General features: G+C 69.5%; 23 protein-coding genes. 14 read left to right on the top strand and 9 right to left on the bottom strand.

Annotated features, from left to right (window positions below):
• Positions 1 to 51 precede the first annotated feature (51 nt).
• Complete coding sequence (locus AC067M_RS02720; protein ID WP_478695355.1) at positions 52 to 738, top strand: pirin family protein; 687 nt, start codon at positions 52 to 54, stop codon at positions 736 to 738.
• Here AC067M_RS02720 and AC067M_RS02715 read toward each other — a convergent pair.
• Together AC067M_RS02715 and AC067M_RS02710 are read right to left on the bottom strand one after the other, a co-directional pair.
• Complete coding sequence (locus AC067M_RS02715) at positions 704 to 1,525, bottom strand: serine hydrolase domain-containing protein (protein WP_478695139.1); 822 nt, start codon at positions 1,523 to 1,525, stop codon at positions 704 to 706. The genes AC067M_RS02720 and AC067M_RS02715 overlap by 35 nt on opposite strands.
• 19 nt (positions 1,526 to 1,544) lie before the next feature.
• Positions 1,545 to 2,015: a GNAT family N-acetyltransferase gene (locus tag AC067M_RS02710; RefSeq protein WP_478695138.1), complete on the bottom strand. Its 471-nt coding sequence runs from the start codon at positions 2,013 to 2,015 to the stop codon at positions 1,545 to 1,547.
• A gap of 96 nt (positions 2,016 to 2,111) precedes the next feature.
• Between AC067M_RS02710 and AC067M_RS02705 the strand changes: the two genes are divergently transcribed.
• Positions 2,112 to 2,576 carry a MerR family transcriptional regulator gene (locus tag AC067M_RS02705; RefSeq protein ID WP_478695137.1) on the top strand — a complete coding sequence of 155 codons (465 nt, stop codon included), beginning with the start codon at positions 2,112 to 2,114 and terminating at the stop codon, positions 2,574 to 2,576.
• A 17-nt stretch (positions 2,577 to 2,593) separates the two neighbouring features.
• Positions 2,594 to 3,610: an aldo/keto reductase gene (locus AC067M_RS02700; RefSeq protein ID WP_478695136.1), complete on the top strand. Its 1,017-nt coding sequence runs from the start codon at positions 2,594 to 2,596 to the stop codon at positions 3,608 to 3,610.
• Between the two features lie 93 nt (positions 3,611 to 3,703).
• On the opposite strand, the gene AC067M_RS02695 is transcribed toward AC067M_RS02700, so the two are convergent.
• The 3 genes from AC067M_RS02695 to AC067M_RS02685 form a co-directional block, all read right to left on the bottom strand.
• Positions 3,704 to 4,561, bottom strand: a complete 858-nt coding sequence (locus AC067M_RS02695) for a DUF4429 domain-containing protein (RefSeq protein WP_478695135.1) — start codon at positions 4,559 to 4,561, stop codon at positions 3,704 to 3,706.
• A 57-nt stretch (positions 4,562 to 4,618) separates the two neighbouring features.
• A complete protein-coding gene (locus AC067M_RS02690; protein WP_478695134.1) occupies positions 4,619 to 5,836 on the bottom strand; it encodes an alpha/beta hydrolase in 1,218 nt (405 codons plus the stop codon).
• Between the two features lie 126 nt (positions 5,837 to 5,962).
• Positions 5,963 to 6,589 carry a TetR family transcriptional regulator gene (locus tag AC067M_RS02685; RefSeq protein ID WP_478695133.1) on the bottom strand — a complete coding sequence of 209 codons (627 nt, stop codon included), beginning with the start codon at positions 6,587 to 6,589 and terminating at the stop codon, positions 5,963 to 5,965.
• A gap of 84 nt (positions 6,590 to 6,673) precedes the next feature.
• Here AC067M_RS02685 and AC067M_RS02680 point away from each other — a divergent pair, with 84 nt between their 5' ends.
• Entirely contained in the window at positions 6,674 to 8,272 is a 1,599-nt protein-coding gene (locus AC067M_RS02680; RefSeq protein ID WP_478695354.1) for an MFS transporter, read from the top strand.
• 416 nt (positions 8,273 to 8,688) lie between these two features.
• Here AC067M_RS02680 and AC067M_RS02675 read toward each other — a convergent pair whose 3' ends face one another.
• Entirely contained in the window at positions 8,689 to 9,426 is a 738-nt protein-coding gene (locus AC067M_RS02675; RefSeq protein WP_478695132.1) for a potassium channel family protein, read from the bottom strand.
• A gap of 71 nt (positions 9,427 to 9,497) precedes the next feature.
• Positions 9,498 to 12,230 carry a pyruvate dehydrogenase (acetyl-transferring), homodimeric type gene (gene aceE, locus AC067M_RS02670; RefSeq protein WP_478695131.1) on the bottom strand — a complete coding sequence of 911 codons (2,733 nt, stop codon included), beginning with the start codon at positions 12,228 to 12,230 and terminating at the stop codon, positions 9,498 to 9,500.
• A 355-nt stretch (positions 12,231 to 12,585) separates the two neighbouring features.
• On the opposite strand from aceE, the gene AC067M_RS02665 reads away from it, so the two are divergent.
• From AC067M_RS02665 to AC067M_RS02640, 6 genes are all read left to right on the top strand, one after another.
• The gene (locus AC067M_RS02665; RefSeq protein ID WP_037669438.1) at positions 12,586 to 13,023 is read left to right on the top strand and encodes a DUF3052 domain-containing protein; all 438 of its coding nucleotides are present in this window, start codon (positions 12,586 to 12,588) and stop codon (positions 13,021 to 13,023) included.
• 127 nt (positions 13,024 to 13,150) lie between these two features.
• Entirely contained in the window at positions 13,151 to 13,609 is a 459-nt protein-coding gene (locus tag AC067M_RS02660) for a peroxiredoxin (RefSeq protein WP_133926641.1), read from the top strand.
• A 179-nt stretch (positions 13,610 to 13,788) separates the two neighbouring features.
• Complete coding sequence (locus tag AC067M_RS02655) at positions 13,789 to 14,364, top strand: calcium homeostasis/redox stress adaptation protein (protein WP_478695130.1); 576 nt, start codon at positions 13,789 to 13,791, stop codon at positions 14,362 to 14,364.
• Positions 14,365 to 14,463: 99 nt separating this feature from the next.
• Entirely contained in the window at positions 14,464 to 15,039 is a 576-nt protein-coding gene (locus tag AC067M_RS02650; RefSeq protein ID WP_478695129.1) for a TerD family protein, read from the top strand.
• Positions 15,040 to 15,197: 158 nt separating this feature from the next.
• Positions 15,198 to 16,343, top strand: coding sequence for a DUF475 domain-containing protein (locus AC067M_RS02645; RefSeq protein WP_478695128.1), 1,146 nt, complete (start codon positions 15,198 to 15,200; stop codon positions 16,341 to 16,343).
• 106 nt (positions 16,344 to 16,449) lie between these two features.
• The gene (locus tag AC067M_RS02640) at positions 16,450 to 17,187 is read left to right on the top strand and encodes a TerD family protein (RefSeq protein WP_478695353.1); all 738 of its coding nucleotides are present in this window, start codon (positions 16,450 to 16,452) and stop codon (positions 17,185 to 17,187) included.
• An 87-nt stretch (positions 17,188 to 17,274) separates the two neighbouring features.
• Here AC067M_RS02640 and AC067M_RS02635 read toward each other — a convergent pair whose 3' ends face one another.
• The gene (locus AC067M_RS02635; protein WP_478695127.1) at positions 17,275 to 18,081 is read right to left on the bottom strand and encodes a TerD family protein; all 807 of its coding nucleotides are present in this window, start codon (positions 18,079 to 18,081) and stop codon (positions 17,275 to 17,277) included.
• Positions 18,082 to 18,280: 199 nt separating this feature from the next.
• Here AC067M_RS02635 and AC067M_RS02630 point away from each other — a divergent pair, with 199 nt between their 5' ends.
• From AC067M_RS02630 to AC067M_RS02620, 3 genes are read left to right on the top strand one after another with little or no spacing between them, the layout of a single operon-like run.
• On the top strand, positions 18,281 to 19,447 hold the full coding sequence (locus AC067M_RS02630) for an HpcH/HpaI aldolase/citrate lyase family protein (protein WP_478695126.1): 1,167 nt from the start codon (positions 18,281 to 18,283) through the stop codon (positions 19,445 to 19,447).
• A 52-nt stretch (positions 19,448 to 19,499) separates the two neighbouring features.
• Positions 19,500 to 22,013, top strand: coding sequence for a phosphoribosyltransferase (locus AC067M_RS02625; RefSeq protein ID WP_478695125.1), 2,514 nt, complete (start codon positions 19,500 to 19,502; stop codon positions 22,011 to 22,013).
• The gene (locus tag AC067M_RS02620) at positions 22,013 to 22,825 is read left to right on the top strand and encodes an HAD family hydrolase (RefSeq protein ID WP_478695124.1); all 813 of its coding nucleotides are present in this window, start codon (positions 22,013 to 22,015) and stop codon (positions 22,823 to 22,825) included. The genes AC067M_RS02625 and AC067M_RS02620 overlap by 1 nt, the downstream gene beginning before the upstream one ends.
• Positions 22,826 to 22,887: 62 nt before the next feature.
• Here the strand turns inward: AC067M_RS02620 and AC067M_RS02615 are convergent, their stop codons facing one another.
• The gene (locus tag AC067M_RS02615; RefSeq protein WP_478695123.1) at positions 22,888 to 23,118 is read right to left on the bottom strand and encodes an FmdB family zinc ribbon protein; all 231 of its coding nucleotides are present in this window, start codon (positions 23,116 to 23,118) and stop codon (positions 22,888 to 22,890) included.
• A 316-nt stretch (positions 23,119 to 23,434) separates the two neighbouring features.
• On the opposite strand from AC067M_RS02615, the gene AC067M_RS02610 reads away from it, so the two are divergent.
• Positions 23,435 to 25,627: a transglycosylase domain-containing protein gene (locus AC067M_RS02610; RefSeq protein ID WP_478695122.1), complete on the top strand. Its 2,193-nt coding sequence runs from the start codon at positions 23,435 to 23,437 to the stop codon at positions 25,625 to 25,627.
• The last annotated feature ends 12 nt before the right edge of the window (positions 25,628 to 25,639 follow it).

Below are 25,639 nucleotides of genomic sequence, written 5' to 3'. Positions count from 1 at the left end.
CGTCGCCGGGTGGGGTGGGGGACTGCCCGCCGGGTCTACGGTGGTTGCGTGATGGACGTACGGCGCGCCGGTGAGCGCTACCGAGGAGGGGACGTCGAGGCGGGGATCGAGTCGTTCCATGCCTTTTCCTTCGGCCCCCACTACGACCCGGACAACCTCTGCTTCGGGGCGGTGATCGCCTGCAACGAGGAGCGGTTGGCGCCGGGCGCCGGGTTCGACGAGCATCCGCACAGCCACACCGAGATCGTGACCTGGGTCGTCGAGGGCGAGCTGACCCACCGCGACTCGACGGGACACGAGACCCGCGTCCGCCCCGGCGACGTGCAGCGCCTGAGCTCCGCGGGTGGCGTCCGGCATGTGGAGCGCAACGCCGCGGACGTCCCTCTGACCTTCGTCCAGATGTGGCTGGCGCCGCTGACTCCCGGCGGCGACCCCTCCTACGAGATGGTCCACGGCATCGCCGACTCCACCCCGTACGCGGTCCCGGAGGCGGGCGCGATGCTCCACGTACGGCGCCTTGCGCCGGGGGAGCGGACGGCGGTCCCGGACGCGGCACACGTGTACGCGCACGTGGTGCGGGGCGAAGTGACTCTGGACGACGAGCGGTTGGGCCCGGGGGACGCGGCGCGGATCACGGACGCGGAGGGGCTGGAGGCGGTGGGGGTGACGGAGGCGGAGCTGTTGCTGTGGGAGATGGGCCGAGTCAGCCCCGAGCCTCCGCCAGCACCGCGTCCGTGAACGCAGGCCACACCTCGACCGCCCAGGGTCCGAACGCCCGGTCCGTGAGCGCGACGCACGCCAGCCCCGCGGCCGGGTCGATCCACAGGAACGTACCGGACTGCCCGAAATGACCGAACGTTCGCGGTGAGGACGTGGCCCCCGTCCAGTGCGGGGACTTGGAGTTCCGGATCTCGAAGCCGAGGCCCCAGTCGTTGGGGTTCTGATGGCCGTAGCCAGGCAGGACGCCCTTCGTGCCCGGGTACTGCACGGTCATCGCCTCCGCCACCGTGCGTGAATCCAGCAGCCTCGGCGCCTGCACCTCCGCCGCGAACCGCAGCAGGTCCTCGACCGTCGACACCCCGTCCTTCGCGGGGGAGCCCTCCAGCGAGGTGCCGGTCATGCCGAGCGGCTCCAGGACCGCCTGCCGCAGATACTCCGCGAACGGGATGTCCGCCGCCTTCGCGATGTGGTCGCCGAGCTGCTCGAACCCGGCATTGGAGTACAGCCGCCGCTCACCGGGCGGCGCCGTCACGCGGTGCTCGTCGAAGGCCAGCCCCGAGGTGTGCGCGAGGAGATGACGGACCGTCGCCCCGGGCGGCCCGGCCGGCTCGTCGAGCTCGATGGCGCCCTCCTCGTACGCGACGAGCGCGGCGTACGCGGCGAGCGGCTTGGTGACCGAGGCCAGCGGGAACCGCTGCCCGACCGGCCCGTGCACCCCCGCCACCGTGCCGTCCGCGCGCACGACGCCCGCCGAGGCGGTGGGTACCGGCCAGTTCTCGATCAAGGCGAGGCTCTTCAACGACATGCGTCCGAGCCTATGCGGCTCAGAGTCGCAGCTCCATCATCGGGTCGGGCTTGGGCGCGAAGCCCAGGGAGGCGTACAGCGGCTCGGCGTCGGCCGACGCGGTGAGGTGGACCTGCCGGGCGCCACGCTCGCGGAACCACTCCAGCAGCGTCTCCATGCACGCGCGCGCGTACCCGCGGCGCCGGGCGTCCGGGTCGGTGGCGACGCTGAAGACGTAGCCGATCGTGCCGCGCGGGTTGCCGGCCCGCCCGATCCGGTACTCGATCGTCCCGACCGCCAGCGCCGCCAGCGCCCCGGGCCGCTCGGGGTGGTCCACGACGAAGGCCGCGAACTCCCCGTCGGGCTCGGCGAGTCGGACCGCCAGTTCCGGTCGGGACTCCGCCTGCCAGCCCGTGGAGGAGTCCGCCCCCGCCATCGAGTCGATCATCACCTGACGCAGCCGCAGCACTTCGGCGGCGTCCTCGGGCACGGCACGGCGTACGAGACTCATGACCGCACGCTAATCGCAGTGATCACGCCACGTCCCGCGGTTTTCTCACCTTTCCCGCTTGCTTGGAGTGCACTCCAAGGTTCTAGCGTGGGGGGCATGACGGTGATGCAGACCACGCCCGTGACCACCGAGGAAACCCCCGCCCCCGCCGACGTCTGTTCCGCCCCGCCCCGGCGCCACCCGCGCCCCGAAGGGCAGGACAAGTACACGATCAGCGAGGTCGTCGCCTTCACCGGCCTGACGGCGCACACCCTGCGCTGGTACGAGCGGATCGGGCTGATGCCCCACATCGACCGCTCGCACACCGGCCAGCGCCGCTACTGCAACCGTGACCTGGACTGGCTCGACTTCGTCGGAAAGCTGCGGCTGACCGGCATGCCCGTCGCCGACATGGTCCGGTACGCCGAGTTGGTGCGCGAGGGCGAGGACACCTACGGCGCGCGGCGCGAGCTGCTCGAGGCGACCCGCCGGGACGTGCTCACCAGAATCGCCGAACTGAACGACACCCTCGCGGTACTCGACCGCAAGATCAGCTTCTACACGGACGCCGGGCGCGCGTAGGAAGCGGAGAGGACACGATGACTGACAGCACGATCCCCACGGCACGACTCGGCACCGACGGCCCCGAGGTGGGCGTCCAGGGCCTCGGCTGCATGGGCATGAACTTCGGCTACGGCCCCTCGGACGAGAAGGAGTCCCGGGCCACCCCGGAGAGGGCCCTGGAACTGGGCGTCACTCTCTATGACACGGCGGACGCGTACGGCGCCGGCGAGAACGAGCGCTTCCTCTCCCCGTTCTTCAAGGCGCACCGCGACGAGGTCGTCATCGCGACCAAGTTCGCCCTGGCGATACCCCCGGACGACCCGACCCGGCGGATCATCCGCAACGACCCGCCGTACATCCGCGAGGCCGTCGAGGCGAGCCTGAAGCGCCTGGACGTCGACGTGATCGACCTCTACTACATGCACCGCCGCGACGTGAACGTCCCGATCGAGGAGACCGTCGGCGTCATGGCCGACCTCGTCCGCGAGGGCAAGGTCAAGCACCTGGGCCTGAGCGAGGTCACCGGCGACGAACTGCGCGCCGCCCAGTCCGTCCACCCCATCGCCGCCGTCCAGTCGGAGTGGTCCCTCTTCAGCCGCGACATCGAGCCCCAGGTCGTCCCGGCGGCCCGCGAGCTGGGCGTGACCCTGGTCCCGTACTCCCCGCTGGGCCGAGGCTTCCTCACGGGCTCCTTCGCCAACGCCGACCAGGACCTCACCCCCGACGACTTCCGCCGCCAACATCCCCGCTTCACGGGCGAGAACGCGACGACCAACGCGGCCCTGCTGGCACCGATCCGCGAGATCGCCGCATCCCACGACGCGTCTCTCGGCCAGATCGCCCTGGCGTGGGTCCATCACCAGGCGACGGTCCACAACCTCCCGCTGGTCCCGATCCCGGGCACCCGCAAGCCGACGAGGGTGGAGGAGAACGTAGGGGCCACGCGCATCGTGCTGAGCGAGGAGGAACTGTCCTTGCTGGATCCCATAGCGGCGAAGGTGGCAGGCACCAGGTACGCGGACATGACCTTCGCGTCAGCGGGCCGGGAGTAGACAAGCCGCACTTTTCGGGCGCCGGGAAACTGCAACACCGCAAGGGCGGGGGAGCTGCGCGGCCAGCTCCCCCGTGCCCGCACCCGAGAACGACTAAAGCTCAGCCAACAACTCGGCCTTCTTGGAAGAGAACTCCTCATCTGTCACCAGCCCCGCCTGGTGCAGCTCCCCAAGATGCCGAATCCGCTCAGCGATATCCGCGGGATCCCGGCGCGGCACAGCCGCAGCCGGGACGACGGCCGGACCCGCGGAGCGAACCGCCGCCAACACCGCCGCAGCGAACGGCAGTGACTCGTGCACAGGCCCGTACCCCAGCCCGAACACCACCGCCGCCGGATCCTGGTCGGCCTGCACCGGCGCACCATCCCGGCCCAGCAGCCGCAGATGCCCTTCGAAGACCTCCGGTGAGCGCCACTCGACTCCGCTGAGGTCGGCGACCTGGAAACTCTGGTCGCCGGCCTTCCACTTCGCCGAGGACGCGCCCGTCCAGAACCACCGGAAATGCACGGTTCGTCCGTCGAAGGACGCCTTCCCGTCGTACGCCTTGAACTGCATCGGCGCCTCGGGCGGCGCCACCAGATACCGCTCGGCGGGCCCCGGTTCGGCGTCCGTCAACTGTGCGCGCAGCTCGTCGGCGTAGTACTCCGCGAGCGTCCCCCGCTCGGCCGGCAGCACCAGCCGGTACGGATCGCACCCTTCCTTCAGCTGTCCCGCGGCCGCCTCCATCAGCGGATCCGCGCCGGGCCGAGGCTCGGCGCGCAGGACCACGGTCCCCCGTCTGCCGGGGGTGAGCGTCACTCCCGCGATCGCCCGCAGGGGGATGCGGCGCTCACCGAGCGCCTGGAACAGCTTGGGCGTTCGTATCCCCCGTTCGTAGCGGATGAGCACGGAGTCGGACTCGAACTCCCAGGCGGCATGAAAACCGGCCAGTACGTCACCCATGCGGCTCATCGTATGCGGCACAAGCTCCTCCGTCGCCTCCCCGCGCACACCGCAGTTTCTGCGTCTCTACGCGCGTCCGACCGCCGACGTGTCGGACAAACCCTCTCGGCATGCGTCAGTATCGTTCGCGCACTCCACGGCTCGGTATGCGCCAACCCCGATCTCGGCGAAGTTGCGCAGGCTGTCCGTGCCCGGTTCGAAGTAGCCGGCGTGCCCGCGCGCGTCCCGTGCCGACAGCACACGCGCGCCGAACCCGGCCGACACCGGATCCTCGCCGTGTCCGAGGCCGCCGAGCTCCAGGTAGGGCACGTCCTGCACCCAGTCGTCGGCGTCCCGCATCGCCCACACGCGCGCGGTGGTGTCCAGGTGCTCGGCGTCGGGGACCCGCATGCCGGGGCTGCCGGCCACCGCTATGTCGGCCACCCGGGACGGCAGGTCGTGTGCGGCGACCCCGCACACCACGGAGCCGTAGCTGTGGCAGAAGAGCGACACCGGCGAGATGCCGGGCAGCGCGCGCAGCAGGGCGTTGAGTCGGATGGCACCGCTCTCCGCGCGCATCGCGGTGGCGGAGTCGATGCCGAGCCCGGCGGGGGTGGTGTAGTCGGCCCAGGCGATCACCGCCGTACGCGTGCCGCGGTTCGCCGCGCGCTCGGCCGCGTACAGGGCCTGGCCCATGCCGACCGGTGCCGAGAACCTGCGGTTGGTGCGCTGGAAGGTGAGCAGGTCGGTGTCGACGCCGGGGACGACGACGGAGATCCGGCGCGCCTTGTCGAGGTCGCCGAAGACCTCGGCGGCCCGTCCGGACCCCTCGGGGTCGAAGGCGAGGATCTGGCGGTCGGCGCTCATCATCGACTCGAAGCGGTGCATACGGCGGCCCGCCTCCTGCTGCCCGGCCTGCGTGAGGCGCGGGTCGTGCATGCGCTTTCGCTCGGCGGCACGCGCCTGCGTCAGCGCGATGCGGTTGGCGCGGTAGCGCAGTTCGGCGGGGGCGCCGTTCATGTTGCCGACCGCGAGCGGGTAGCGGCGTGCGAGGGACGCGCGCTGTGCCGCCGTGAGCGAGGCGAAGAAGTCGGAGAGCCGGGCGGGGGCCGCGTGCGGGTCCGGCAGGTGGTGCCCGGCGACCTTGCCGTGTTCCCAGGCGGTGAGCGAGGCCTGGAGTGCGGTGTCCTCTCGCTGGTTGCGCAGGGCGGTCCAGCCAGTGGTCGCCAGCATCACGAACACCACGGCCAGGGCAAGCAGTGCGCGCCAGACGTTGAGTTGCGGGGAGGTGTCGAAGGAAGTCACTGGGAGGACACACTAAGAGAACGAGAGGGTCTCGCGTTAACCAAGTGACGGGGATCACGTTTCGTGCTACGTGACGACGACCTCAGCGTGTTCGTGGCATGACGTCGGCGTGCGCGTGAAGTGGCCTCAGCGTGCGCGCCAGTTCTCGGTGAGCGCCGGTCCCACTTGTTCGAGGTTCGAGATGGTCAGCGTCCGCATCGCCTCCAGGCTGAAGTCCGCACCCGCGGCCCACTGACGTTCCGTCAGTCGCATCACCCCGCCGAAGACGGCCACGGTCAGCCGCGGGCGCGGGTCGGCGTCCACGTCGACGCCCTCGCGCTCGGCGAGCACGTGCGCGATGGTCTCCTCGACCTCGACGGATCGCCGCAGATGGGCGGCGAGCAGGACCGGGCTCGACTCGATCACGTGGTACATGCGCAGGTACTGCTCGACCGGGACGACGGACTCGATGACCTCGTTGAGGGTGTCCCAGCCCTCCACGACGGCCTGCCGCATCGCCTCCAGGGGTGCCTCGTGCGGCGGGCGCTCGCGCACCGACTCCACGAACCGCGCGACCGCCATGTCCTGGAGGGCGAGCGCGGCCTCCTCCTTGCCGGCGAAGTAGCGGAAGAAGGTGCGCTGCGAGACGTCGACGGCGGCGGCGATGCCGTCGACGGTGGTGCGGTCGTACCCCTGGGAGGTGAACAGTTCCACGGCGGCCCGCACCAGCGCGTCCCGGGTGCGCTGTTTCTTGCGTTCGCGCAGTGTTTCCATAGGTGTCAGTTACTGACTTGTGAACTCGTTTGTCAATTGTCAGAGGCTGTCATTAGCCTCGCCGGTATGACTAGTCAGACCACCATGGACACGACGGGGCCGGGGGACAAGGCATCCGCCTCGTCGAAGCCGGCACCGGCCAGCGGGCTGCGCGGCCATCCCTGGTTCACCCTCATCACCGTCGCCGTCGGCGTCATGATGGTGGCCCTCGACGGCACCATCGTGGCCATCGCCAACCCGGCCATCCAGAAGGACCTCGGCGCCACCTTCGCCGAGGTCCAGTGGATCACCAACGGCTACTTCCTCGCCCTCGCGGTCTCCCTGATCACCGCGGGCAAGCTCGGCGACCGCTTCGGCCACCGGCAGACCTTCCTCATCGGCGTCGTCGGCTTCGCCGCCGCCTCGGGCGCGATCGGCCTCTCCGACAGCATCGCGCTGGTCGTCACCTTCCGTGTCTTCCAGGGCCTGTTCGGCGCGCTGCTCATGCCGGCCGCGCTCGGCCTGCTGCGGGCCACCTTCCCGGCCGAGAAGCTCAACATGGCGATCGGCATCTGGGGCATGGTCATCGGCGCCTCCACCGCGGGCGGCCCGATCCTCGGCGGTGTCCTGGTCGAGCACGTCAACTGGCAGTCGGTCTTCTTCATCAACGTGCCGGTCGGCATCCTCGCCGTCGTCCTCGGTGTGCTGATCCTCCTCGACCACCGCGCCGAGAACGCCCCGCGCTCCTTCGACATCCTCGGCATCGTCCTGCTCTCGGGCGCGATGTTCTGCCTGGTCTGGGCCCTGATCAAGGCCCCGACATGGGGCTGGGGGGACGGCAAGACCTGGGCCTTCATAGCCGGTTCCGTCCTGCTCTTCGCGTTCTTCGCCTTCTGGGAGACGAAGGTCAAGGAGCCGCTGATCCCGCTCGCGCTCTTCCGCTCCGTCCCGCTCTCCGCGGGCGTGGTCCTGATGGTCCTCATGGCCATCGCCTTCATGGGCGGCCTGTTCTTCGTCACGTTCTACCTCCAGAACGTGCACGGCATGAGCCCCATCGACGCCGGTCTGCACCTGCTTCCGCTCACCGGCATGATGATCGTCGGCTCCCCGCTCGCGGGCGCGATGATCACCAAACTGGGCCCGCGCGTCCCGCTCGCCGGCGGCATGGCGGCCACCGCCATCGCCATGTACGGCATGTCCACGCTGGAGACGGACACCGGTAGCGCCGTGATGTCGCTCTGGTTCGCCCTGCTCGGCCTCGGCCTCGCGCCGGTCATGGTCGGCGCCACCGAGGTCATCGTCGGCAACGCCCCGATGGAGCTCTCCGGTGTCGCCGGCGGCCTCCAGCAGGCGGCGATGCAGATCGGCGGCAGTCTCGGTACGGCCGTCCTGGGTGCCGTGATGGCCTCCAAGGTCGACAGCGACCTGCCCGCCAACTGGAAGGACGCGGGTCTGCCCGAGCTCAGCCCCGCCCAGCTGGACCAGGCCTCCGAGGCGGTCCAGGTCGGCGTGGCACCTGTGGCCAAGGGCACCCCGGAGGCGATCGCCGCGAAGATCGCCGACGTCGCCCACGACACCTTCATCTCAGGGATGAGCCTGGCCTCCCTGGTCGCCGCGGGCGTGGCCGTCGTCGCCGTATTCGTCGCCCTGCTCACCAAGCGCGGTGAGAACGCGGAGGCGGGCGCGGGGCCCGGCCACATCTGACGGGCACATCTGACGGGTTTTCGGCGAAATTCCCCTATCAGGGTGACTTCGCTAAAGATCCCTCCCCTCTGGCGCGCTCCGCAGGTGACAGTGGGACAGCTCCCACGGGCCTGGACGCGCTGCCGGAGGGGGACAGCGCGCCCAGGCCCGTGGAATCGCGGTGATTGAACCCCGGATCGCGGGTACCCGCCACAGTGAACCCCGGTTGAGCATTCAACTGACCCCGGGGTTCTGGGAGTTGATGATGGCGAGCTTCGGACACGGAACGCGCGGGAGCCCCCGGCCACGTGGCCGGACGAGGTCAGGGACCGGGCCGGACCGCGCGACGCTGCCCCGCACTCCATAGCTGCGGGCATGCGTGCCGCCTGGGGCGGCACGGGTGGGCGCAGCGCCCACCCGGCCGGCCCCACCCCAGCTCACTGTCTGACGGACCGCTCCTGCAACGCCGCCACCTCGGCCCGAAGCGCCCGAACTTCCTCCGTGAGCGCCCGGATGGCCTCCGTCTGCTCCCGCTCCTCCACATCGTCCTTCTCGAACCGCTCGATGAACCACGCGGCGATGTTCGCGGTCACCACACCCAACAACGCGATGCCGCTCAGCATCAGGCCCACGGCGATCAACCGCCCCACCCCCGTGGTCGGCGCGTGATCCCCGTACCCCACCGTCGTCATCGTCGTGAAGGACCACCACACCGCGTCACCCAGCGTGCGGATGTTCCCGTCCGGCGAGTCCCGCTCCACCGACAGCACGGCCAGCGAGCCGAACATCAGCAGCCCCACCACCGCCCCGCCGACATACGTCGTCAGCTGGATCTGTGAGGCCATCCGCGCCCGCCGCCCCACCAGCAGCAGCGTCGACACCAGACGCAGCAGCCGCAACGGCTGGATCAGTGGCAGCACGACCGCACACAGGTCCATCCAGTGGGTACGGACGAAAGTCCGCCGGTCGGGTGTCAGCGCCAGCCGCACCAGGTAGTCCGCGGCGAACGCCCCCCACACCAGCCACTCGACCACGGTGCACGCCACCATCAGCGAGTGGCCGGCCGACGTGTCCACGATCGGCACGGCGTAGGCGATGGCGAACACCACGGCGAGGGCCAGCATGGGCCGTTGGGTCCACTGTTCCCACCGGTCCTGCGCCGTTCTTCGTTGCATGGACGCATCGTAAAGAACGAGTAAGGGGTGGTGGGGCCACAAGCCCTCACCACCCCTTGGTGCGCTGTGCGCTACGCGTCGCCCCCGGCCGCCCCCGGGTCCGCCGCGGACACGTCGAGCAGCTGGTACCGGTCGATCGCCTGCTTCAGCACCGAGCGGTCCACCTTCCCCTCCTTGGCCAGCTCGGTCAGCACCCCGACCACCACCGACTGCGCGTCGATGTGGAAGTGCCGCCGCGCGGCACCCCGGGTGTCGGCGAACCCGAACCCGTCCGCGCCCAGCGACTGGAACGTCCCCGGCACCCAGCGCGCGATCTGGTCCGGAACCGCTCGCATCCAGTCGGAGACGGCCACGAACGGCCCCTCCGCCCCGGCCAGCTTCCGCGTCACGTACGGGACGCGCTGCTCCTCCTCGGGCCGCAGCAGGTTGTGCTCCTCGACCTCGACGGCGTCGCGCCGCAGCTCGTTCCATGAGGTCGCCGACCACACGTCGGCCTTCACGTTCCACTCCTCGGCGAGGATCTTCTGCGCCTCGACGGCCCACGGGACGGCCACGCCCGAGGCGATGATCTGCGCCGGGATGGCGCCCGCCGTGGCCTCGCTGAAGCGGTGGATGCCCTTGAGGATGCCCTCGACGTCCACGTTCTCCGGCTCGGCCGGGTGCTGGATCGGCTCGTTGTAGACGGTGAGGTAGTAGAAGATGTCCTCGCTGTCGGGCCCGTACATCCGGCGCAGACCGTCCTTGACGATGTGCGCGATCTCGAAGCCGAACGCCGGGTCGTACGCCACACAGCCCGGGTTCGTCGACGCCAGCAGCTGGGAGTGCCCGTCCGCGTGCTGCAGGCCCTCACCGGTCAGCGTCGTACGGCCGGCGGTCGCACCGAGTACGAAACCGCGCGCCAACTGGTCCGACATCTGCCAGAACTGGTCGCCGGTGCGCTGGAAACCGAACATCGAGTAGAAGACGTACACCGGGATCAGCGGCTCGCCGTGCGTGGCGTACGCCGAACCCGCCGCGATCAGCGAGGCCGTGCAGCCCGCCTCGGAGATGCCGTCGTGCAGCATCTGCCCGGTCGGCGACTCCTTGTACGCGAGCAGCAGGTCCCGGTCCACGGACTCGTACTGCTGGCCCAGCGGGTTGTAGATCTTCGCACTCGGGAAGAACGAGTCCATGCCGAACGTGCGGTACTCGTCCGGTGCGATCAGCACGAACCGCTTGCCGATCTCCTTGTCCCGCATGAGGTCCTTCAGCAGTCGTACGAACGCCATGGTCGTGGCGATGGACTGCTGACCGGAACCCTTCTTCACGGTCGCGTACGTCTTGTCGTCCGGCAGTGGCAGCGGCTTCGCGCGCACGACACGCGTCGGGACGTACCCGCCGAGCCCCTTGCGCCGGTCGTGCATGTACTGGATCTCCTCGGAGTCCCGGCCCGGGTGGTAGTACGGCGGCGCGCCGGACTCTAGCTCCTTGTCGGAGATCGGCAGGTGCAGGCGGTCGCGGAAGTGCTTGAGGTCGGCGACCGTCAGCTTCTTCATCTGGTGGGTGGCGTTGCGGCCCTCGAAGTTGGGGCCCAGCGTCCAGCCCTTGACGGTCTTCGCGAGGATGACCGTCGGCTGACCCGTGTGCTCCACGGCCGCCTTGAAGGCCGCGTAGATCTTCCGGTGGTCGTGACCGCCACGGCCCAGGTGCAGGATCTGATCGTCGGTCATCCCCTCGACCATCGCGCGCAGCCGCTGGTCGTCACCGAAGAAGTGATCGCGGATGTACGCGCCGGACTCGGTGGCGTACGTCTGGAACTGGCCGTCCGGCGTCGTGTTCATCCTGTTGACGAGGATGCCGTCCCGGTCCTGCGCGAGCAGCGGGTCCCAGGAGCGGTCCCAGATCAGCTTGATCACGTTCCAGCCGGCGCCCCGGAAGACCGACTCCAGCTCCTGGATGACCTTGCCGTTGCCGCGCACCGGCCCGTCGAGGCGCTGGAGGTTGCAGTTGACGACGAAGGTCAGGTTGTCCAGGCCCTCGCGCGCGGCGATGGTCAGCTGGCCGAGCGACTCCGGCTCGTCCATCTCGCCGTCGCCGAGGAACGCCCACACGTGCGACTTGGACGTGTCCGCGATCCCGCGCGCCTGCATGTAGCGGTTCATCCGCGCCTGGTAGATCGCGCCGATCGGGCCAAGACCCATCGACACGGTCGGGAACTCCCAGAAGTCCGGCATCAGCCGCGGGTGCGGGTAGCTGGACAGCCCGTACGGCGCCTTCGACTTCTCCTGGCGGAAGGCGTCCAGGTTCCGCTCGTCCAGCCGGTCGAGGAGGAACGCGCGGGCGTAGATGCCCGGGGAGGCGTGCCCCTGGAAGAAGACCTGGTCGCCGCCGTCGCCCTCGTCCTTGCCGCGGAAGAAGTGGTTGAAACCCACGTCGTAGAGGGAGGCGGAGGAGGCGAAGGTGGCGATGTGGCCGCCGACGCCGATACCGGGCCGCTGGGCCCGCGAGACCATCACGGCCGCGTTCCAGCGGGTGGCGTTCAGGATCCTGCGCTCGATCTCCTCGTTGCCCGGGAAGAACGGCTCGCTCTTGGTGGGGATCGTGTTGACGTAGTCCGAGCTGCGCATCTCGGGCACGGCCACGCGCTTCTCGCGGGCCCGCTCGATCAGTCGGAGCATCAGATAGCGTGCCCGTTCCCGGCCGCGCTCGTCGATGGCGGCGTCGAGCGAATCGAGCCACTCCTGGGTTTCCTCGGGATCAAAGTCAGGGACCTGACTCGGAAGGCCGCCAATGATGATCGGGTTGCGATCGGATCCGGAAGCCACGCTGTTCCTTACCTGTCAGAGGGCACCTGCCTGAGGGCCACTTTCCGGTATGCCTGCACCGTTCCCCATCGTGTACCTCGGGGCGGCAAACGTCATCTCTACTGTGGGGTAACCAGGACCTCGTACCCAGGTACGGTTCTCAAACACACAAACAGGGCAGAAAGGTGTGGTGTGCGTCACCTAAGGCAGGGGTGGCATGCCGTAGGTTGCGGCGACACGGCCGGGATCGTCACCGTTTCGGCGGTCTGAAACGCCGGGTACTTGCGCGATCCGTCCCGCCCGTGTGGACTACGGCCAATGCTTCGCGCACGCGCGTGGCTGAGACATTCACCAAAACATGATCAGGAGGCAACCCGTGAGCGCGACCGCGGACCACGCGGAGGAGCGGACGAGCCCTGCCGTCAGGCTGGGGTTCCAGCCCGAGCAGGTGGTCCAGGAGATCGGCTTCGACGACGACGTCGACCAGGAGCTCCGCGAGTCCATTGAGGAAGTCATCGGCAGCGACCTGGTGGACGAGGATTACGACGACGTGGCCGACGCCGTGGTGCTCTGGTTCCGCGACGAGGACGGCGACCTGACGGATGTACTGGTGGATGCCACCACCTACATCGAAGAGGGCGGCGCGATCCTCCTCCTCACGCCGAAGACAGGCCGTGATGGGTACGTGGAGCCGAGCGACATCTCGGAGGCCGCTACGACGGCGGGGCTGTCCGCCTCCAAGAGCGTCAGCGTGGGCAAGGACTGGATCGGCAGCCGGCTGCTGACGCCGAAGGCCGCCAAGTCCAAGAGGTAGTTCCCGGCCTCATCTCATCCCCGGACGGGCTGACCCGCTCAGCCCGTCCGCAGGGCCGTCGTGCGGGCTGCGTAGGGTGTTCCCGAGTGTTCTGACCCGAGCAGCCCATCGAAAGGGAACCACGACGATGTCGATCCAGGTCGGCGACAAGGCCCCCGACTTCGAGCTCAAGGACAACCACGGCGCGAGCGTGAAGCTCTCCGACTTCCGTGGCGAGAAGAATGTCGTCCTGCTCTTCTACCCCTTCGCCTTCACCGGCGTGTGCACCGGCGAGCTGTGCGAGCTGCGGGACAACCTGCCGAAGTTCTCCGACCGTGACACCCAGGTGCTCGCCGTCTCCAACGACTCCATCCACACCCTGCGCGTCTTCGCCGAGCAGGAGGGACTGGAGTACCCGCTGCTCAGCGACTTCTGGCCGCACGGCGAGGTCAGCCGCGCCTACGGCGTCTTCGCCGAGGACAAGGGCTGCGCGGTGCGCGGCACCTTCGTCATCGACAAGGAGGGCGTCGTGCGCTGGACCGTCGTCAACGCGCTCCCGGACGCCCGCGATCTCGGCGAGTACGTCAAGGCACTCGACGCCCTCTGATCCCCTCAGGTCACCCGCGCGTTCCCCTCGGGTCGCCTGAGCCGCCGCGGTCCGCCGACACCTGTGATTCTTCGGCGCCAGGGTCTGCGTGGGGCGGGAACCCGTCACTAGGATCGACTCGTTGATCCGATATCCAACGCACGACGGGGCTCCCGCCCCAAAACACCAATGGAGGACTCGTGGGAGTCAGCCTCAGCAAGGGCGGCAACGTATCGCTGACCAAGGAGGCCCCGGGCCTGACCGCGGTCATCGTCGGTCTGGGGTGGGACGTGCGCACCACGACCGGCACGGACTTCGACCTGGACGCCAGCGCGCTGCTGCTGAACAACTCCGGCAAGGTCTCGAGCGACCAGCACTTCGTCTTCTTCAACAACCTCAAGAGCCCCGACGGCTCGGTCGAGCACACCGGCGACAACATCACCGGTGAGGGCGAGGGTGACGACGAGCAGATCAAGGTCAACCTGGCCGGCGTCCCGGCCGACATCGAGAAGATCGTTTTCCCGGTGTCGATCTACGACGCCGAGAACCGCCAGCAGTCCTTCGGCCAGGTCCGCAACGCGTTCATTCGCGTGGTGAACCAGGCCGGCGAGGCGGAGATCGCGCGCTACGACCTGTCCGAGGACGCCTCGACCGAGACCGCCATGGTCTTCGGCGAGCTGTACCGCCACGGCGCGGAGTGGAAGTTCCGCGCCATCGGCCAGGGCTACGCCTCGGGCCTGCGCGGCATCGCGCAGGACTTCGGCGTGAACGTCTGAGACGCCTGACGGTCTCATCATCCGGCGCCGCACTGTTTGGGTGCGGCGCCGGATGCGCAGGACAACCGAAGAAGCACCACCAAGGGGAGGACCAGCATCATGGGCGTCACGCTCGCCAAGGGGGGCAACGTCTCCCTGTCCAAGGCCGCGCCGAACCTCACACAGGTGATGATCGGGCTCGGCTGGGACGCTCGCTCCACCACCGGAGCCGCCTTCGACCTCGACGCCAGCGCACTGCTGTGCAACGGCGGGCGGGTGCTGGGGGACGAGTGGTTCGTCTTCTACAACCAGCTCAAAAGCCCGGACGGCTCGGTGGAACACACCGGCGACAACCTCACCGGTGAGGGCGACGGCGACGACGAGTCGCTCCTGGTCGATCTCTCCAAGGTGCCCACCCACTGCGACAAGATCGTCTTCCCGGTCTCCATCCACATGGCCGACGAACGCGGCCAGACCTTCGGGCAGGTCAGCAACGCCTTCATCCGCGTGGTCAACCAGGCCGACGGCCAGGAACTCGCCCGCTACGACCTCAGCGAGGACGCCTCCACGGAGACGGCCATGATCTTCGGCGAGCTCTACCGGTACCAGGGCGAGTGGAAGTTCCGCGCCGTCGGCCAGGGGTACGCGTCCGGCCTGCGGGGAATCGCCCTCGACTTCGGTGTCGATGTCTCCTAGGTGGTCGGCATCTCCCGCCGAACCCCTGCTACCGGCCGGTAAGGGCCCGCCCGTACCGGCCGCAACGGCCGCCCCTTAGACTTTGCAGCACAAGGTCAACTTTAGGTAAAGCCGAGTACGGCGCGGGGGAGACCCGTACACACACGATTGGGTAGCCAGTGCTTCTGAAAACCTTCGGCTGGTCGTTCGCGGTCACCGCGATCGGCCTGGTCGCGGCGGTCTTCTACGGGGGGTGGGAGGCCTTCGGCATCGTCGCGATCCTCTCCGTCCTCGAGATCTCGCTGTCCTTCGACAACGCGGTGGTCAACGCCGGAATCCTGAAGAAGATGAATGCCTTCTGGCAGAAGATCTTCCTCACCATCGGTGTGCTCATCGCCGTCTTCGGTATGCGGCTGGTCTTCCCCGTCGTCATCGTGGCGATCAGCGCCAAGATCGGCCCGATAGAGGCCGTCGACCTCGCGCTCAACAACAAGGACCACTACCAGGAACTGGTCACCGACGCCCACCCGGCGATCGCCGCCTTCGGTGGCATGTTCCTGCTGATGATCTTCCTCGACTTCATCTTCGAGGACCGGGACATCCAGTGGCTGCGCTGGCTCGAGCGCCCGCTGGCCAAGCTCGGCAAGGTCGACATGCTGTCGGTCTGCATCGCCCTGGTCGTCCTGCTGGTCACCGCCATGACCTTCGCGACCCACGCCCACCAGCACGGCGGCGCACACGTCGACAAGGCGCAGACCGTCCTGATCTCCGGCATCGCGGGTCTGATCACCTACATGGTGGTCGGCGGCCTCTCCGGCTACTTCGAGGACAAGCTCGAGGAAGAGGAGGAGCGCGAACACGAGGCCGAGGAAGAGGCCGAACGCAGCGGCAAGCCGCGCTCGGCGGTCCAACTGGCCGGCAGTGCCGCGTTCTTCATGTTCCTCTACCTGGAAGTGCTGGACGCCTCCTTCTCCTTCGACGGCGTCATCGGCGCGTTCGCCATCACCAACGACATCGTCCTGATGGCGCTGGGCCTGGGCATCGGCGCGATGTACGTCCGGTCGCTCACCGTCTACCTCGTCCGCCAGGGCACCCTCGACGACTACGTCTACCTGGAGCACGGCGCGCACTACGCGATCGGCGCGCTGGCCGTGATCCTCATGGTCACCATCCAGTACCAGATCCACGAGGTCATCACCGGTCTCGTCGGCGTCCTCCTGATCGCCGCGTCCTTCTGGTCCTCCGTCCGCCGCAACCGCGCGCTGGCGGCCGCCGAGGGAAAAGCGGAGACCCCGGACAAGACTGAGGTCTCGTCCGGGGTATAACACCCACCTGGGTGAGGAACGCTCTGTGCGGGGCGGCCGACGAGGACGTGTCCTCCGGCCGCCCCGCCGGTCTTTTCGAGTGACATGAGGGAACGTGGGGGCGGGAATGGGCTTCTTCGACGGGCTCCTGGGCAGCCGAGCGGCCGAGTTCGACTCCGGCAGCGCGGCGACCAACGCCATCGAGCTGACCAAACGGCACAGCCAGGTCTCCCTCACCAAGCAGGGCGCGGCCACCGGCCACCTGCGCGTCAACCTGAACTGGCGGATGCGGACGTCCGACATCGGCGGCTTCCACCGCGAGAGCATCCTGCGGCACCCCTTCAAGGCGCTGAAGCCGCCGGAGGTCGTCGGGCACAGCCAGAGCATGGTCAACGTCGACCTCGACCTGGGATGCCTGTACGAGTTGCAGGACGGCACGAAGGGGGTCGTGCAGCCGCTCGGGGGCTACCTCGGGGACGCTAACGCGGCGCCGTACGTGAAGCTCAGCGGGGACGACCGGTTCGGGTCGGCGTCCGGGGAGACGATGTACGTCAACCTCGACCATCGCGACGAGATCAAGCGGCTGCTGGTGTTCGTCTACATCTATGACCAGACGCCGGCGTTCGACCGTACGCACGCGAGCGTCACGCTGTACCCGAGTAACGGGCCGCGGATCGAGATAGGGCTCGATGAGCGCCACCCGCAGGCTCGGTCCTGTGCGGTGGTGATGATCGAGAACGTGAAGGGGGAGGTGATGGTGCGGCGCGAGGTGAAGTTCGTTTATGGGTTTCAGGCGGAGATCGATCGGTTGTACGGGTGGGGGTTGCAGTGGGGGCGGGGGTACAAGGCGCAGGCGGAGCGGTAGCTCTGCGGGTGCGGGTTGTCTGCGGCTCGTCGCGCCGCGCGGCGGAGCCGCATATCGATACGGCCCCGCGCCCCTGAGGATGCTTCCCTAACGTCCGATGAATTGTGGCCCTTGTGGCGGCAGGGCGAAGTCCGGGCTCGGCGCTGCCGTGACCGGAGGCGGATAGCCGTAGGCCGACGGGGCGGCTGTCGTTGCCGGGGTCTGCTGCGGGTAGCCGTAGGACGGCTGGGGCTCGGGGTAGCCGTACGCGGGCTGGGTGGGTACACCCGTCGGCTGTTCCGGGGGGAGGGGCTGGGCGGCCGTTGCCGCCGCCGCTGCCGCCGCTGCTGCTGCTGCCGCCGCCGCCGCTTCCGACTCGTCGACCGAGATGCCGAAGTCCGTGGCCAGGCCCTTGAGGCCGTTGGAGTAGCCCTCGCCGAGGGCGCGGAACTTCCAGACGCCGCCGCGGCGGTAGAGCTCGCCGCAGATCAGGGCCGTCTCCTCGCCGGTCTCCGGCTTGATGTCGAAGCAGGCCAGGGGTTCCCCATCGGTCACCGCGGCGTCGTACAGCAGGATGCGCAGGTCGCGTACGCGGTCGAAGGTGACGCCGTCCGCCGAAGCGACCAGGAGAATCCGGCTGACATCGGGCTCGACACCGGGAAGCTCTGTCTGGATGGTGTCGGTGAGGCCCTCGGCGATCCGCTTCTTGCCGAGCCGCCACACCTTCCCGGAAGGGTGCCGGGGCTGGTTGTAGAAGACGAAGTCCTCGTCGGAGCGCACACGCCCGTCGGGGCCGAGGAGCAGTGCGGAGGCGTCGACGTCCGGAACCCCCTGCCCGGGCGTCCAGCGCAGCACGGCACGTACCGTGGTGGCTTCGAGCGGGACGTTCGACCCCTTCAACATCGCGTGCGTCATGCGGTCATCCTGCCTTCTCGGTCCTGGTCACGACAACGCGGGGGTACGACAGTCGACACAGCCCAGTTACCAGAAATTCATGCCCTGCGGGAACCCCTGACATGGATTGCTACGTACTATTACCGGCCACTCAGTAGACATGTCATCAGCCATGTCCCGGCCCGTTCCACACGCCGTACCGTCTCCACGGGGGAGTTCTATGCGTCATTTCGGGCACGTCGCCCCTGAGGTGCGGAAGCGTCTCTTCTTCCAGGAGCCGTGCGAGTTCGACTCGAACTCCCCGGCCCGGCTGCTCGCCGTCGCCCTCGGCGCCACGCTCTACAGCCCGGCCACCCGGCCGCGGCTCGCGGACGACATCGTCAAGCAGGCCGACCGCGGCGTGGTCTCGATGGTGCTGTGCCTGGAGGACTCCATCGGAGACGAGGACGTCCCGGCCGGCGAGGAGAACCTCGTCCGGCAGTTCACCGAGCTGACGGCACGCCCCGCGACCGCGCTGCCACTGCTGTTCGTCCGGGTCCGCACCCCCGAGCAGATCCCCGACCTCGTGGCACGCCTCGGCCCCGCCGTCCGGCTGCTGTCCGGATTCGTGCTGCCGAAGTTCACCGAGGAGCGCGGCATCCCGTTCCTGGAGGCCCTCGCCGTGGCCGAGGCCGCGAGCGGCCGCCGCCTGTTCGCCATGCCGGTCCTCGAGTCGCCCGAGCTGCTGTACCGCGAGTCACGCGTGGACACCCTGGAGGGCATCTCCCGCGCGGTCGACAAGTACCGCGACCGGGTCCTCGCGCTGCGCCTCGGCGTCACCGACTTCTGCTCCTCCTACGGCCTGCGCAGAGCCCCCGACATGACGGCGTACGACGTCCACGTCGTCGCCTCCGTGATCTCCGACGTGGTGAACATGCTCGGCCGGGCCGACGGCACCGGGTTCACGGTGACCGGGCCGGTCTGGGAGTACTTCCGCGTCCAGGAGCGCATGTTCAAGCCGCAGCTGCGCCGCAGCCCCTTCCTGGAGGGGCAGGCCGAGGAGCTGCGCGAGGCGCTCATCGAGCACGCCATGGACGGGCTGCTGCGCGAGATCGCCCTCGACCAGGCCAACGGCCTGCTCGGCAAGACCTGCATCCACCCCTCCCACGTGCTGCCCGTGCACGCACTGTCCGTGGTCAGTCACGAGGAGTTCAGTGACGCCCAGGACATCCTGCGGCCGGAACGCTGCGGCGGGGGTGTGCTCAGGTCGTCGTACACGAACAAAATGAATGAAGTGAAGCCGCACCGCGCCTGGGCCGAGCGGACCCTGCTGCGCGCCGAGGTGTTCGGCGTCGCAGGCGAGGACATCGGCTTCGTGGAGCTGCTCGCCGCCGGGATCCCCACCTGAGGAACCCGGCCCGGAAGGGCCCGGACACCCCGGGCCCCGACACAAGGGACGCATGAACAAAGCAGTGAACAACGGGGAATGGGACGGCACCTGGGTCGCCGAACGGCTCGGGGTCGAACTCGTGGGCGACGACACCCTCAAGGAGATGCTGGGGCTGGCGCTGCGCCGCAACCCCAAGCGGGCCCACCTCCTGGTGTCCAACGTGCTCGGCAAGCACGTACCGCAGTCGCCGTCCGTCGTCTTCGGCGCCGGGTTCGCCCTGGGCCGCAGGGTGCGGGAGCTGCTGGGCGAGACCGGGGCGCGGTCCGCGGTCGTGGTCGGGTACGCCGAGACGGCCACCGGGCTCGGTCATTCGGTCGCCGACGGTCTGGGCCACGCGCCCTACCTGCACTCCACGCGCCGGCCGGTGCCCGGGGTCGCGCAGGCCGGCGGCTTCGAGGAGTCCCACTCGCACGCCACCTCGCACCTGCTGCTGCCGGAAAACCAGGCCCTGCTGGCCGGGGACGGCCCGCTGGTCCTCGTCGACGACGAGTTCTCCACGGGGAACACGGTGCTGAACACCGTGCGCGATCTTCATGCGCGGTATCCGCGTCGCCGGTATGTCGTGGTGGCGCTGGTCGACATGCGGTCGGCGGATGACGCCGGGCGGCTGGAGGACTTCGCGCGGGAGATCGGTGCGCGGGTGGATCTCGTGGCCGCGGCTTCGGGGACGGTACGGCTGCCGGAGGGGGTGTTGGAGAAGGGGCAGGAGCTGGTGGCGCGGTACGAGGCCGACAGCGCCGCGATGGGTGGTCGGTCGTCCGCGGGATCGTCGTGGGCGCGACCAGCCCAGGACGGCCCGCACCCGGACGACAACCGCACCCACCCCCGCCTCACCCGCATAGACCTGCACTGGCCCGACGGCCTTCCCGACGGCGGTCGCCACGGCTTCACACCCCAGCACCGAATACGCCTGGAGAACGCCCTCCCCGCCATGGCGGCCCGCCTCGCGGAGGCACTGCCCGCCGACGCACGCCGCGTCCACGTCCTCGGCTTCGAGGAACTGATGTACGCCCCGCTGAGGCTGGCCCACGAGCTGGAGCGGGCCGTGGACGCCGAGGTGCGCTACTCCACCACCACCCGCTCGCCCGTCCTGGCCGTCGACGACCCCGGTTACGCGATACGCAGCCGCCTGGTCTTCCCCGCCCACGACAACCCGGCCGACGGCCCCGGCGAGCGCTACGCGTACAACGTCGCCGGCGCCGGTTTCGACGCCGTCGTCGCCGTCGTCGACTCGGTCGCCGACACGCCCGCCCTGCACGCGCCGGACGGTCTCCTCGCCCAGCTCGCCGCGCACACCCCGCACGTGCTGCTCGCGGTCGTCCCGTCGTACGTCCCCGAGCCCCTGTACGTTCCCGAAAGGCCCTCCATGCTGCCCGAGCCCCTCCGCGGCCCCGCCTTCTCCTCGTATGCGCCGGAGGAGGTCGGCTGGCTGCTCCAGGACCTCTCGGACGTGACGCTGGAGGCGCCGACCGAGGAGCGCGAGGAGGCCATCCAGAGCGGCGGCGCGCACTACGCGGAGTCGCTGCCGGTGGAGTACCAGCCGAGCGAGCAGTACCAGGAGCTGTTCCACGCGGCGCTGGACGACTCGGCCGCCCGGATCGCCCGGGCCGTGGGCGTGGTCACCGAGACCGTCCTCGCCGAGCGCTCGCCCCGCCCCGTCCTGGTCTCCCTCGCCCGCGCGGGCACCCCGATCGGCGTCCTGATGCGCCGCTGGGCCCAGTTCCGGCACGGCCTCGACCTGCCGCACTACGCGGTGTCGATCGTGCGCGGCCGGGGCATCGACGCCAACGCGCTGCGCTGGCTGGCCGCCCACCACGAGCCGTCCGACGTCGTCTTCGTCGACGGCTGGACCGGCAAGGGCGCCATCACCCGCGAACTGGCCGACGCGATCGAGGAGTTCGTCAAGAGCGACGGCATCACCGGCTTCGACCCGGAGATCGCGGTCCTCGCCGACCCGGGCTCCTGCGTGCGGACGTACGGCACCAGGGAGGACTTCCTCATCCCCTCCGCCTGCCTCAACTCGACCGTGTCCGGGCTGATCTCGCGCACGGTGCTGCGGGCCGACCTGGTGGGCCCGCAGGACTTCCACGGCGCGAAGTTCTACCGCGAACTCGCCGGCGCGGACGTCTCGGTGGACTTCCTGGACGCGGTCGCGGCGCGCTTCCCGGAGGTCGCGGAGCAGGTGGACGCGGCCGTGAAGGAGCTGCTGGCGAGCGACCGCAGCCCGACCTGGGAGGGCTGGGCGGCCGTGGAGCGCATCAGCGAGGAGTACGGCATCCACGACGTGAACCTCGTCAAGCCCGGCGTCGGCGAGACCACCCGGGTACTGCTGCGCCGGGTGCCGTGGAAGATCCTGGCGCGGGCCGGCGCGGGAGCCGACCTCGACCACGTACGCCTGCTCGCCGAACAGAGAGGGGTGCCCGTGGAGGAGGTCGCCGACCTGCCGTACACCTGCGTGGGGTTGATCCACCCCAAGTACACGCGCGGTGCGACCGGTGCCGACGGCAAGGCGGTGACGGTCTGATGCCGGTGCTGGTGGCGAGCGACCTCGACCGTACGCTGATCTACTCCGCGGCGGCCCTCGCGCTGACCATGCCGGACGCGCGGGCGCCCCGGCTGCTCTGCGTGGAGGTGCACGAGAGCAGGCCCCTGTCGTACATGACGGAGACGGCGGCGCAGCTGCTGACGGAGCTCGGGGACGCGGCCGTGTTCGTGCCGACGACGACCCGGACCCGCAAGCAGTACCAGCGCATCAACCTGCCCGGCCCGACTCCGAAGTACGCGATCTGCGCCAACGGGGGCCACATCCTGGTGGACGGGGCCACCGACTCCGAATGGCACGCGCGGGTGACCGAGCGGCTGGCGGGCGAGTGCGCGCCGCTGGCCGAGGTGCAGGCGCACCTGGCGGTCTCGGCCGACCCGCTCTGGGTGCGCAAGCACCGCATCGCCGAGGACCTCTTCGCCTACCTCGTGGTGGAGCGCGAGCTGCTCCCGGAGGACTGGGTGAAGGAGCTCGCGGTGTGGGCGGAGAACCGCGGCTGGACGGTGTCGCTCCAGGGCCGCAAGCTCTACGCCGTGCCGAAGCCGCTGACCAAGAGCGCGGCCGTGCGGGAGGTCGCCCGCCGCACCGGCGCCGACCTCACCCTCGCCGCCGGTGACTCGCTGCTCGACGCCGACCTGCTGCTCGCCGGGGACCGGGGCTGGCGCCCCGGGCACGGCGAGCTGGCCGACAGCGGCTGGACGGCCCCCGCGATCAGCGCGCTGCCCGAGCGGGGCGTACTGGCCGGGGAGCGCATCCTGCGCGAGTTCCTGAAGGCATCCAGGGCGCCGCTGTAAGCCTCCAGGGCGGCCTGGCAGACCTCCAGGGCGCCCCGGTGCGTCAGCCGCAGCGGTGAGTCTCAGCCGCAGCAGCCCCCGCCGCAGCACCCGCCCCCGCCTCCGCCGCCCGCGCGGGGCGCGGGGGCGGGGGCCTGCGAGGACGCGGTTCCGCCGACCGCGACGGTCGACAGGAGCTTCACGGTGTCGCCATGGCCCGCGGGGCAGGCGGCGGGGGAGGCGGACTCCGCCATCGGACGGCTCAGTTCGAAGGTGTCGCCGCAGGTACGGCAGCGGTACTCGTAGCGAGGCATGAGCACAGGTTAACCGGCGCTTCCAGGGGCGAACGGAACCCGTGGTTCAGTGGTGTTCGCTTCTGTCCGATACTTGTGAGGAGAAATTGCGAAGATCGCTGGTAATTTGTTAGTGCCGCGAGGAACCGCAACCGGAAGGTCGGGGGGAAGTGGGGGTCCGCAGCCGAGTCCGTACAGACCGGTACGTGACCGCTGCGTCTACAACCCACGTACGCACCAGTACGTCTTACCTGCGCGAGCAACACCGAAGTGCGGAGGGAGACGCGTCGTGACCCAGGCGGGGCAAAGGGGGGAGCCCCAGGAGCCCGAACTCACCATGCAGTTGAAGGTCCCTGCCGTTCCCCCGGCGGACGAGACCATGCAGCTGCGGGTGCCTCCGGAGGGCCTGGGCATACCCGACGGCCAAGAAAAACCGCTCATATCGAGCAAGCAGAGCAAACAGAGCAAGCAGGGTAAACAGAGCAATCAGCGAAAATCCCGCAAGGCACCCCGCCCCTCCGTCCTCTCCCGGCTCGCCACCGCCGTCCGTCTCCGGCTGGCCCCCCTCGCCCCCCTCCTGGCCCGCGCCCTGCCCTACGTGCGCCGCCTGCGGCCCCAGTACCCGCGGCCGGGCCGCGTCGGCTGGCGGCGCTGGATGCCCTCCTGGCGGCAGTGGCTGGGCGGTGCGTTCGCCTCGATGGGACTGAGCACCGCCTTCCTCGTCGTCGCCTACGCGGCCACCGACATACCGGACAACCTCAACTCGTACGCCACCCAGCAGGACAACGTGTACTTCTGGGCCGACGGCACGCCCATGGCCCGCACCGGCTGGGTCCAGCGGCAGGCGATGCCACTGAAGGACATACCCGAAGACGTCCGCTGGGCGGTGCTCGCGGCGGAGAACGCGAGCTTCTACAGCGACCCCGGCATCTCCTTCAAGGGCCTCTCCCGCGCCCTGGTCCGCACCATCGGCCAGGGCGACACCCAGGGCGGCTCCACGATCACCCAGCAGTACGTCAAGAACGTCTACCTGAACCAGAACCAGACGATCAGCCGCAAGCTCACCGAGGCGATGATCTCCCTCAAGCTCGACAACCAGATGAGCAAGGACGACATCCTCGAGGGCTACCTCAACACCAGCTGGTTCGGTCGCGGCACCTACGGCATCCAGCGCGCCTCCCAGGCCTACTACGGCAAGGACGTCAGCCGGCTCAACGCCAGCGAGGCAGCCTTCCTCGCCTCCCTGCTCAAGGGCGCCGGCCTCTACGACCCGACCCTCAACAGCGCCAACCGCGCCCGGGCCGTCGAACGCTGGTCCTGGACCCTCGACCGGATGGTCGAGATCGGCAAGCTGTCGAAGACCGAGCGGGCCAAGTACACGAAGTTCCCCGAGCCGCTGAAGAGCAACCCGCTCTACGACACCGGTGAGCAGACCGACTACCTGGTGGAACTCGCCTCGCAGTACGCCAGGAAGGCCGCGAACCTCTCCGACAAGGACTGGGACCTGGGCGGCTACCAGATCTACACGACCTTCGACCGCAAGCGGGTGACCGCGCTCACCGACGCCGTGACCAAGGCCCGCAAGCAGGCGCTGAAGGACGACCCCAAGAAGGCGAAGGCCACGCACTTCGGCGCCGCCTCGGTGGCCACCGATGGCCGGATCCTCGCCGTCTACGGCGGCCCCGACCACCGTACGCAGGGCTACAACGAGTCCAACGCGACCACCGTCCCGGCCGGCAGCGCCTTCCTGCCGTTCGTGTACGCGGCCGGCCTCGAGAACGGCGTCGTCAAGCAGCGCGACGAGCCCCGCCAGGAGGTCTCCGGGCAGAGCCTGTACGACGGCAACGACGGCGTGCTGGTCACCACACCGGAGGGGCCCTACTGGGACCGCAACGGCAAGAAGGTCGCCGCGCACAACGACGGCAAGCAGTCCTACGGGCAGATCAGTCTGCACCGGGCGCTCGCCCTCTCCGTGAACACGCCGTTCATGCAGCTCGGCATGGACACCGGCCTGGACAAGGTCAAGCAGACCGCCGAGGCGGCCGGTCTGCTCCCCTCCAGCATGGGCCCGCAGGTACCGGCGCTGTCCCTGGGCAACTCCACGCCGAGCGCGATCCGCATGGCCAGCGGTTACGCCACCTTCGCCGCCGAGGGCCGGCACACCGAGCCGTACTCGGTGCGCCGGATCACCCACAACGGCTCCGCGGTGGAGATGGCCAGGCCCGCCGCGAAGCGCGCCGTCGGCGCCGACGTGGCCGAGGAGGTCACCTCGGCGCTCAAGGACGCCTTCCGCGTCGTCCACCCGGCCGCCGCCACGTCGGAGACGGTGGCCGGGAAGGCCGGCACCAACGAGAAGGACACCGCCTCCTGGTTCGTCGGCACCGCCGAGTCCGTGTCGACCGCCGTCGTCGTCTACCGCATCGACCTCACCAAGAGCCTCGAACCACTGCCGCTCGAAGGCGTCGCCGGCACCTCTGCCGAGAGCGTCCCGTACGGCATCTGGTCACGTGCCACAAGTCCGGTCGGCTGAACCGGTGGCCGG

The sequence above is a fragment of the Streptomyces sp. NPDC043427 genome, from assembly GCF_056436655.1.
This window is presented reverse-complemented; position numbering and strand designations above follow the sequence as displayed.

Excerpts from the sequence above, each read along its gene's own strand:
- AC067M_RS02720 (WP_478695355.1), top strand. The coding sequence starts at position 52 with ATGGACGTACGGCGCGCCGGTGAGCGCTACCGAGGAGGGGACGTCGAG.
- AC067M_RS02715 (WP_478695139.1), bottom strand. The coding sequence starts at position 1,525 with ATGTCGTTGAAGAGCCTCGCCTTGATCGAGAACTGGCCGGTACCCACC.
- AC067M_RS02710 (WP_478695138.1), bottom strand. The coding sequence starts at position 2,015 with ATGAGTCTCGTACGCCGTGCCGTGCCCGAGGACGCCGCCGAAGTGCTG.
- AC067M_RS02705 (WP_478695137.1), top strand. The coding sequence starts at position 2,112 with ATGACGGTGATGCAGACCACGCCCGTGACCACCGAGGAAACCCCCGCC.
- AC067M_RS02700 (WP_478695136.1), top strand. The coding sequence starts at position 2,594 with ATGACTGACAGCACGATCCCCACGGCACGACTCGGCACCGACGGCCCC.
- AC067M_RS02695 (WP_478695135.1), bottom strand. The coding sequence starts at position 4,561 with ATGAGCCGCATGGGTGACGTACTGGCCGGTTTTCATGCCGCCTGGGAG.
- AC067M_RS02685 (WP_478695133.1), bottom strand. The coding sequence starts at position 6,589 with ATGGAAACACTGCGCGAACGCAAGAAACAGCGCACCCGGGACGCGCTG.
- AC067M_RS02680 (WP_478695354.1), top strand. The coding sequence starts at position 6,674 with ATGGACACGACGGGGCCGGGGGACAAGGCATCCGCCTCGTCGAAGCCG.
- AC067M_RS02675 (WP_478695132.1), bottom strand. The coding sequence starts at position 9,426 with ATGCAACGAAGAACGGCGCAGGACCGGTGGGAACAGTGGACCCAACGG.
- AC067M_RS02660 (WP_133926641.1), top strand. The coding sequence starts at position 13,151 with ATGTCGATCCAGGTCGGCGACAAGGCCCCCGACTTCGAGCTCAAGGAC.
- AC067M_RS02650 (WP_478695129.1), top strand. The coding sequence starts at position 14,464 with ATGGGCGTCACGCTCGCCAAGGGGGGCAACGTCTCCCTGTCCAAGGCC.
- AC067M_RS02640 (WP_478695353.1), top strand. The coding sequence starts at position 16,450 with ATGGGCTTCTTCGACGGGCTCCTGGGCAGCCGAGCGGCCGAGTTCGAC.
- AC067M_RS02635 (WP_478695127.1), bottom strand. The coding sequence starts at position 18,081 with ATGACGCACGCGATGTTGAAGGGGTCGAACGTCCCGCTCGAAGCCACC.
- AC067M_RS02630 (WP_478695126.1), top strand. The coding sequence starts at position 18,281 with ATGCGTCATTTCGGGCACGTCGCCCCTGAGGTGCGGAAGCGTCTCTTC.
- AC067M_RS02625 (WP_478695125.1), top strand. The coding sequence starts at position 19,500 with ATGAACAAAGCAGTGAACAACGGGGAATGGGACGGCACCTGGGTCGCC.
- AC067M_RS02620 (WP_478695124.1), top strand. The coding sequence starts at position 22,013 with ATGCCGGTGCTGGTGGCGAGCGACCTCGACCGTACGCTGATCTACTCC.
- AC067M_RS02615 (WP_478695123.1), bottom strand. The coding sequence starts at position 23,118 with ATGCCTCGCTACGAGTACCGCTGCCGTACCTGCGGCGACACCTTCGAA.
- AC067M_RS02610 (WP_478695122.1), top strand. The coding sequence starts at position 23,435 with ATGCAGTTGAAGGTCCCTGCCGTTCCCCCGGCGGACGAGACCATGCAG.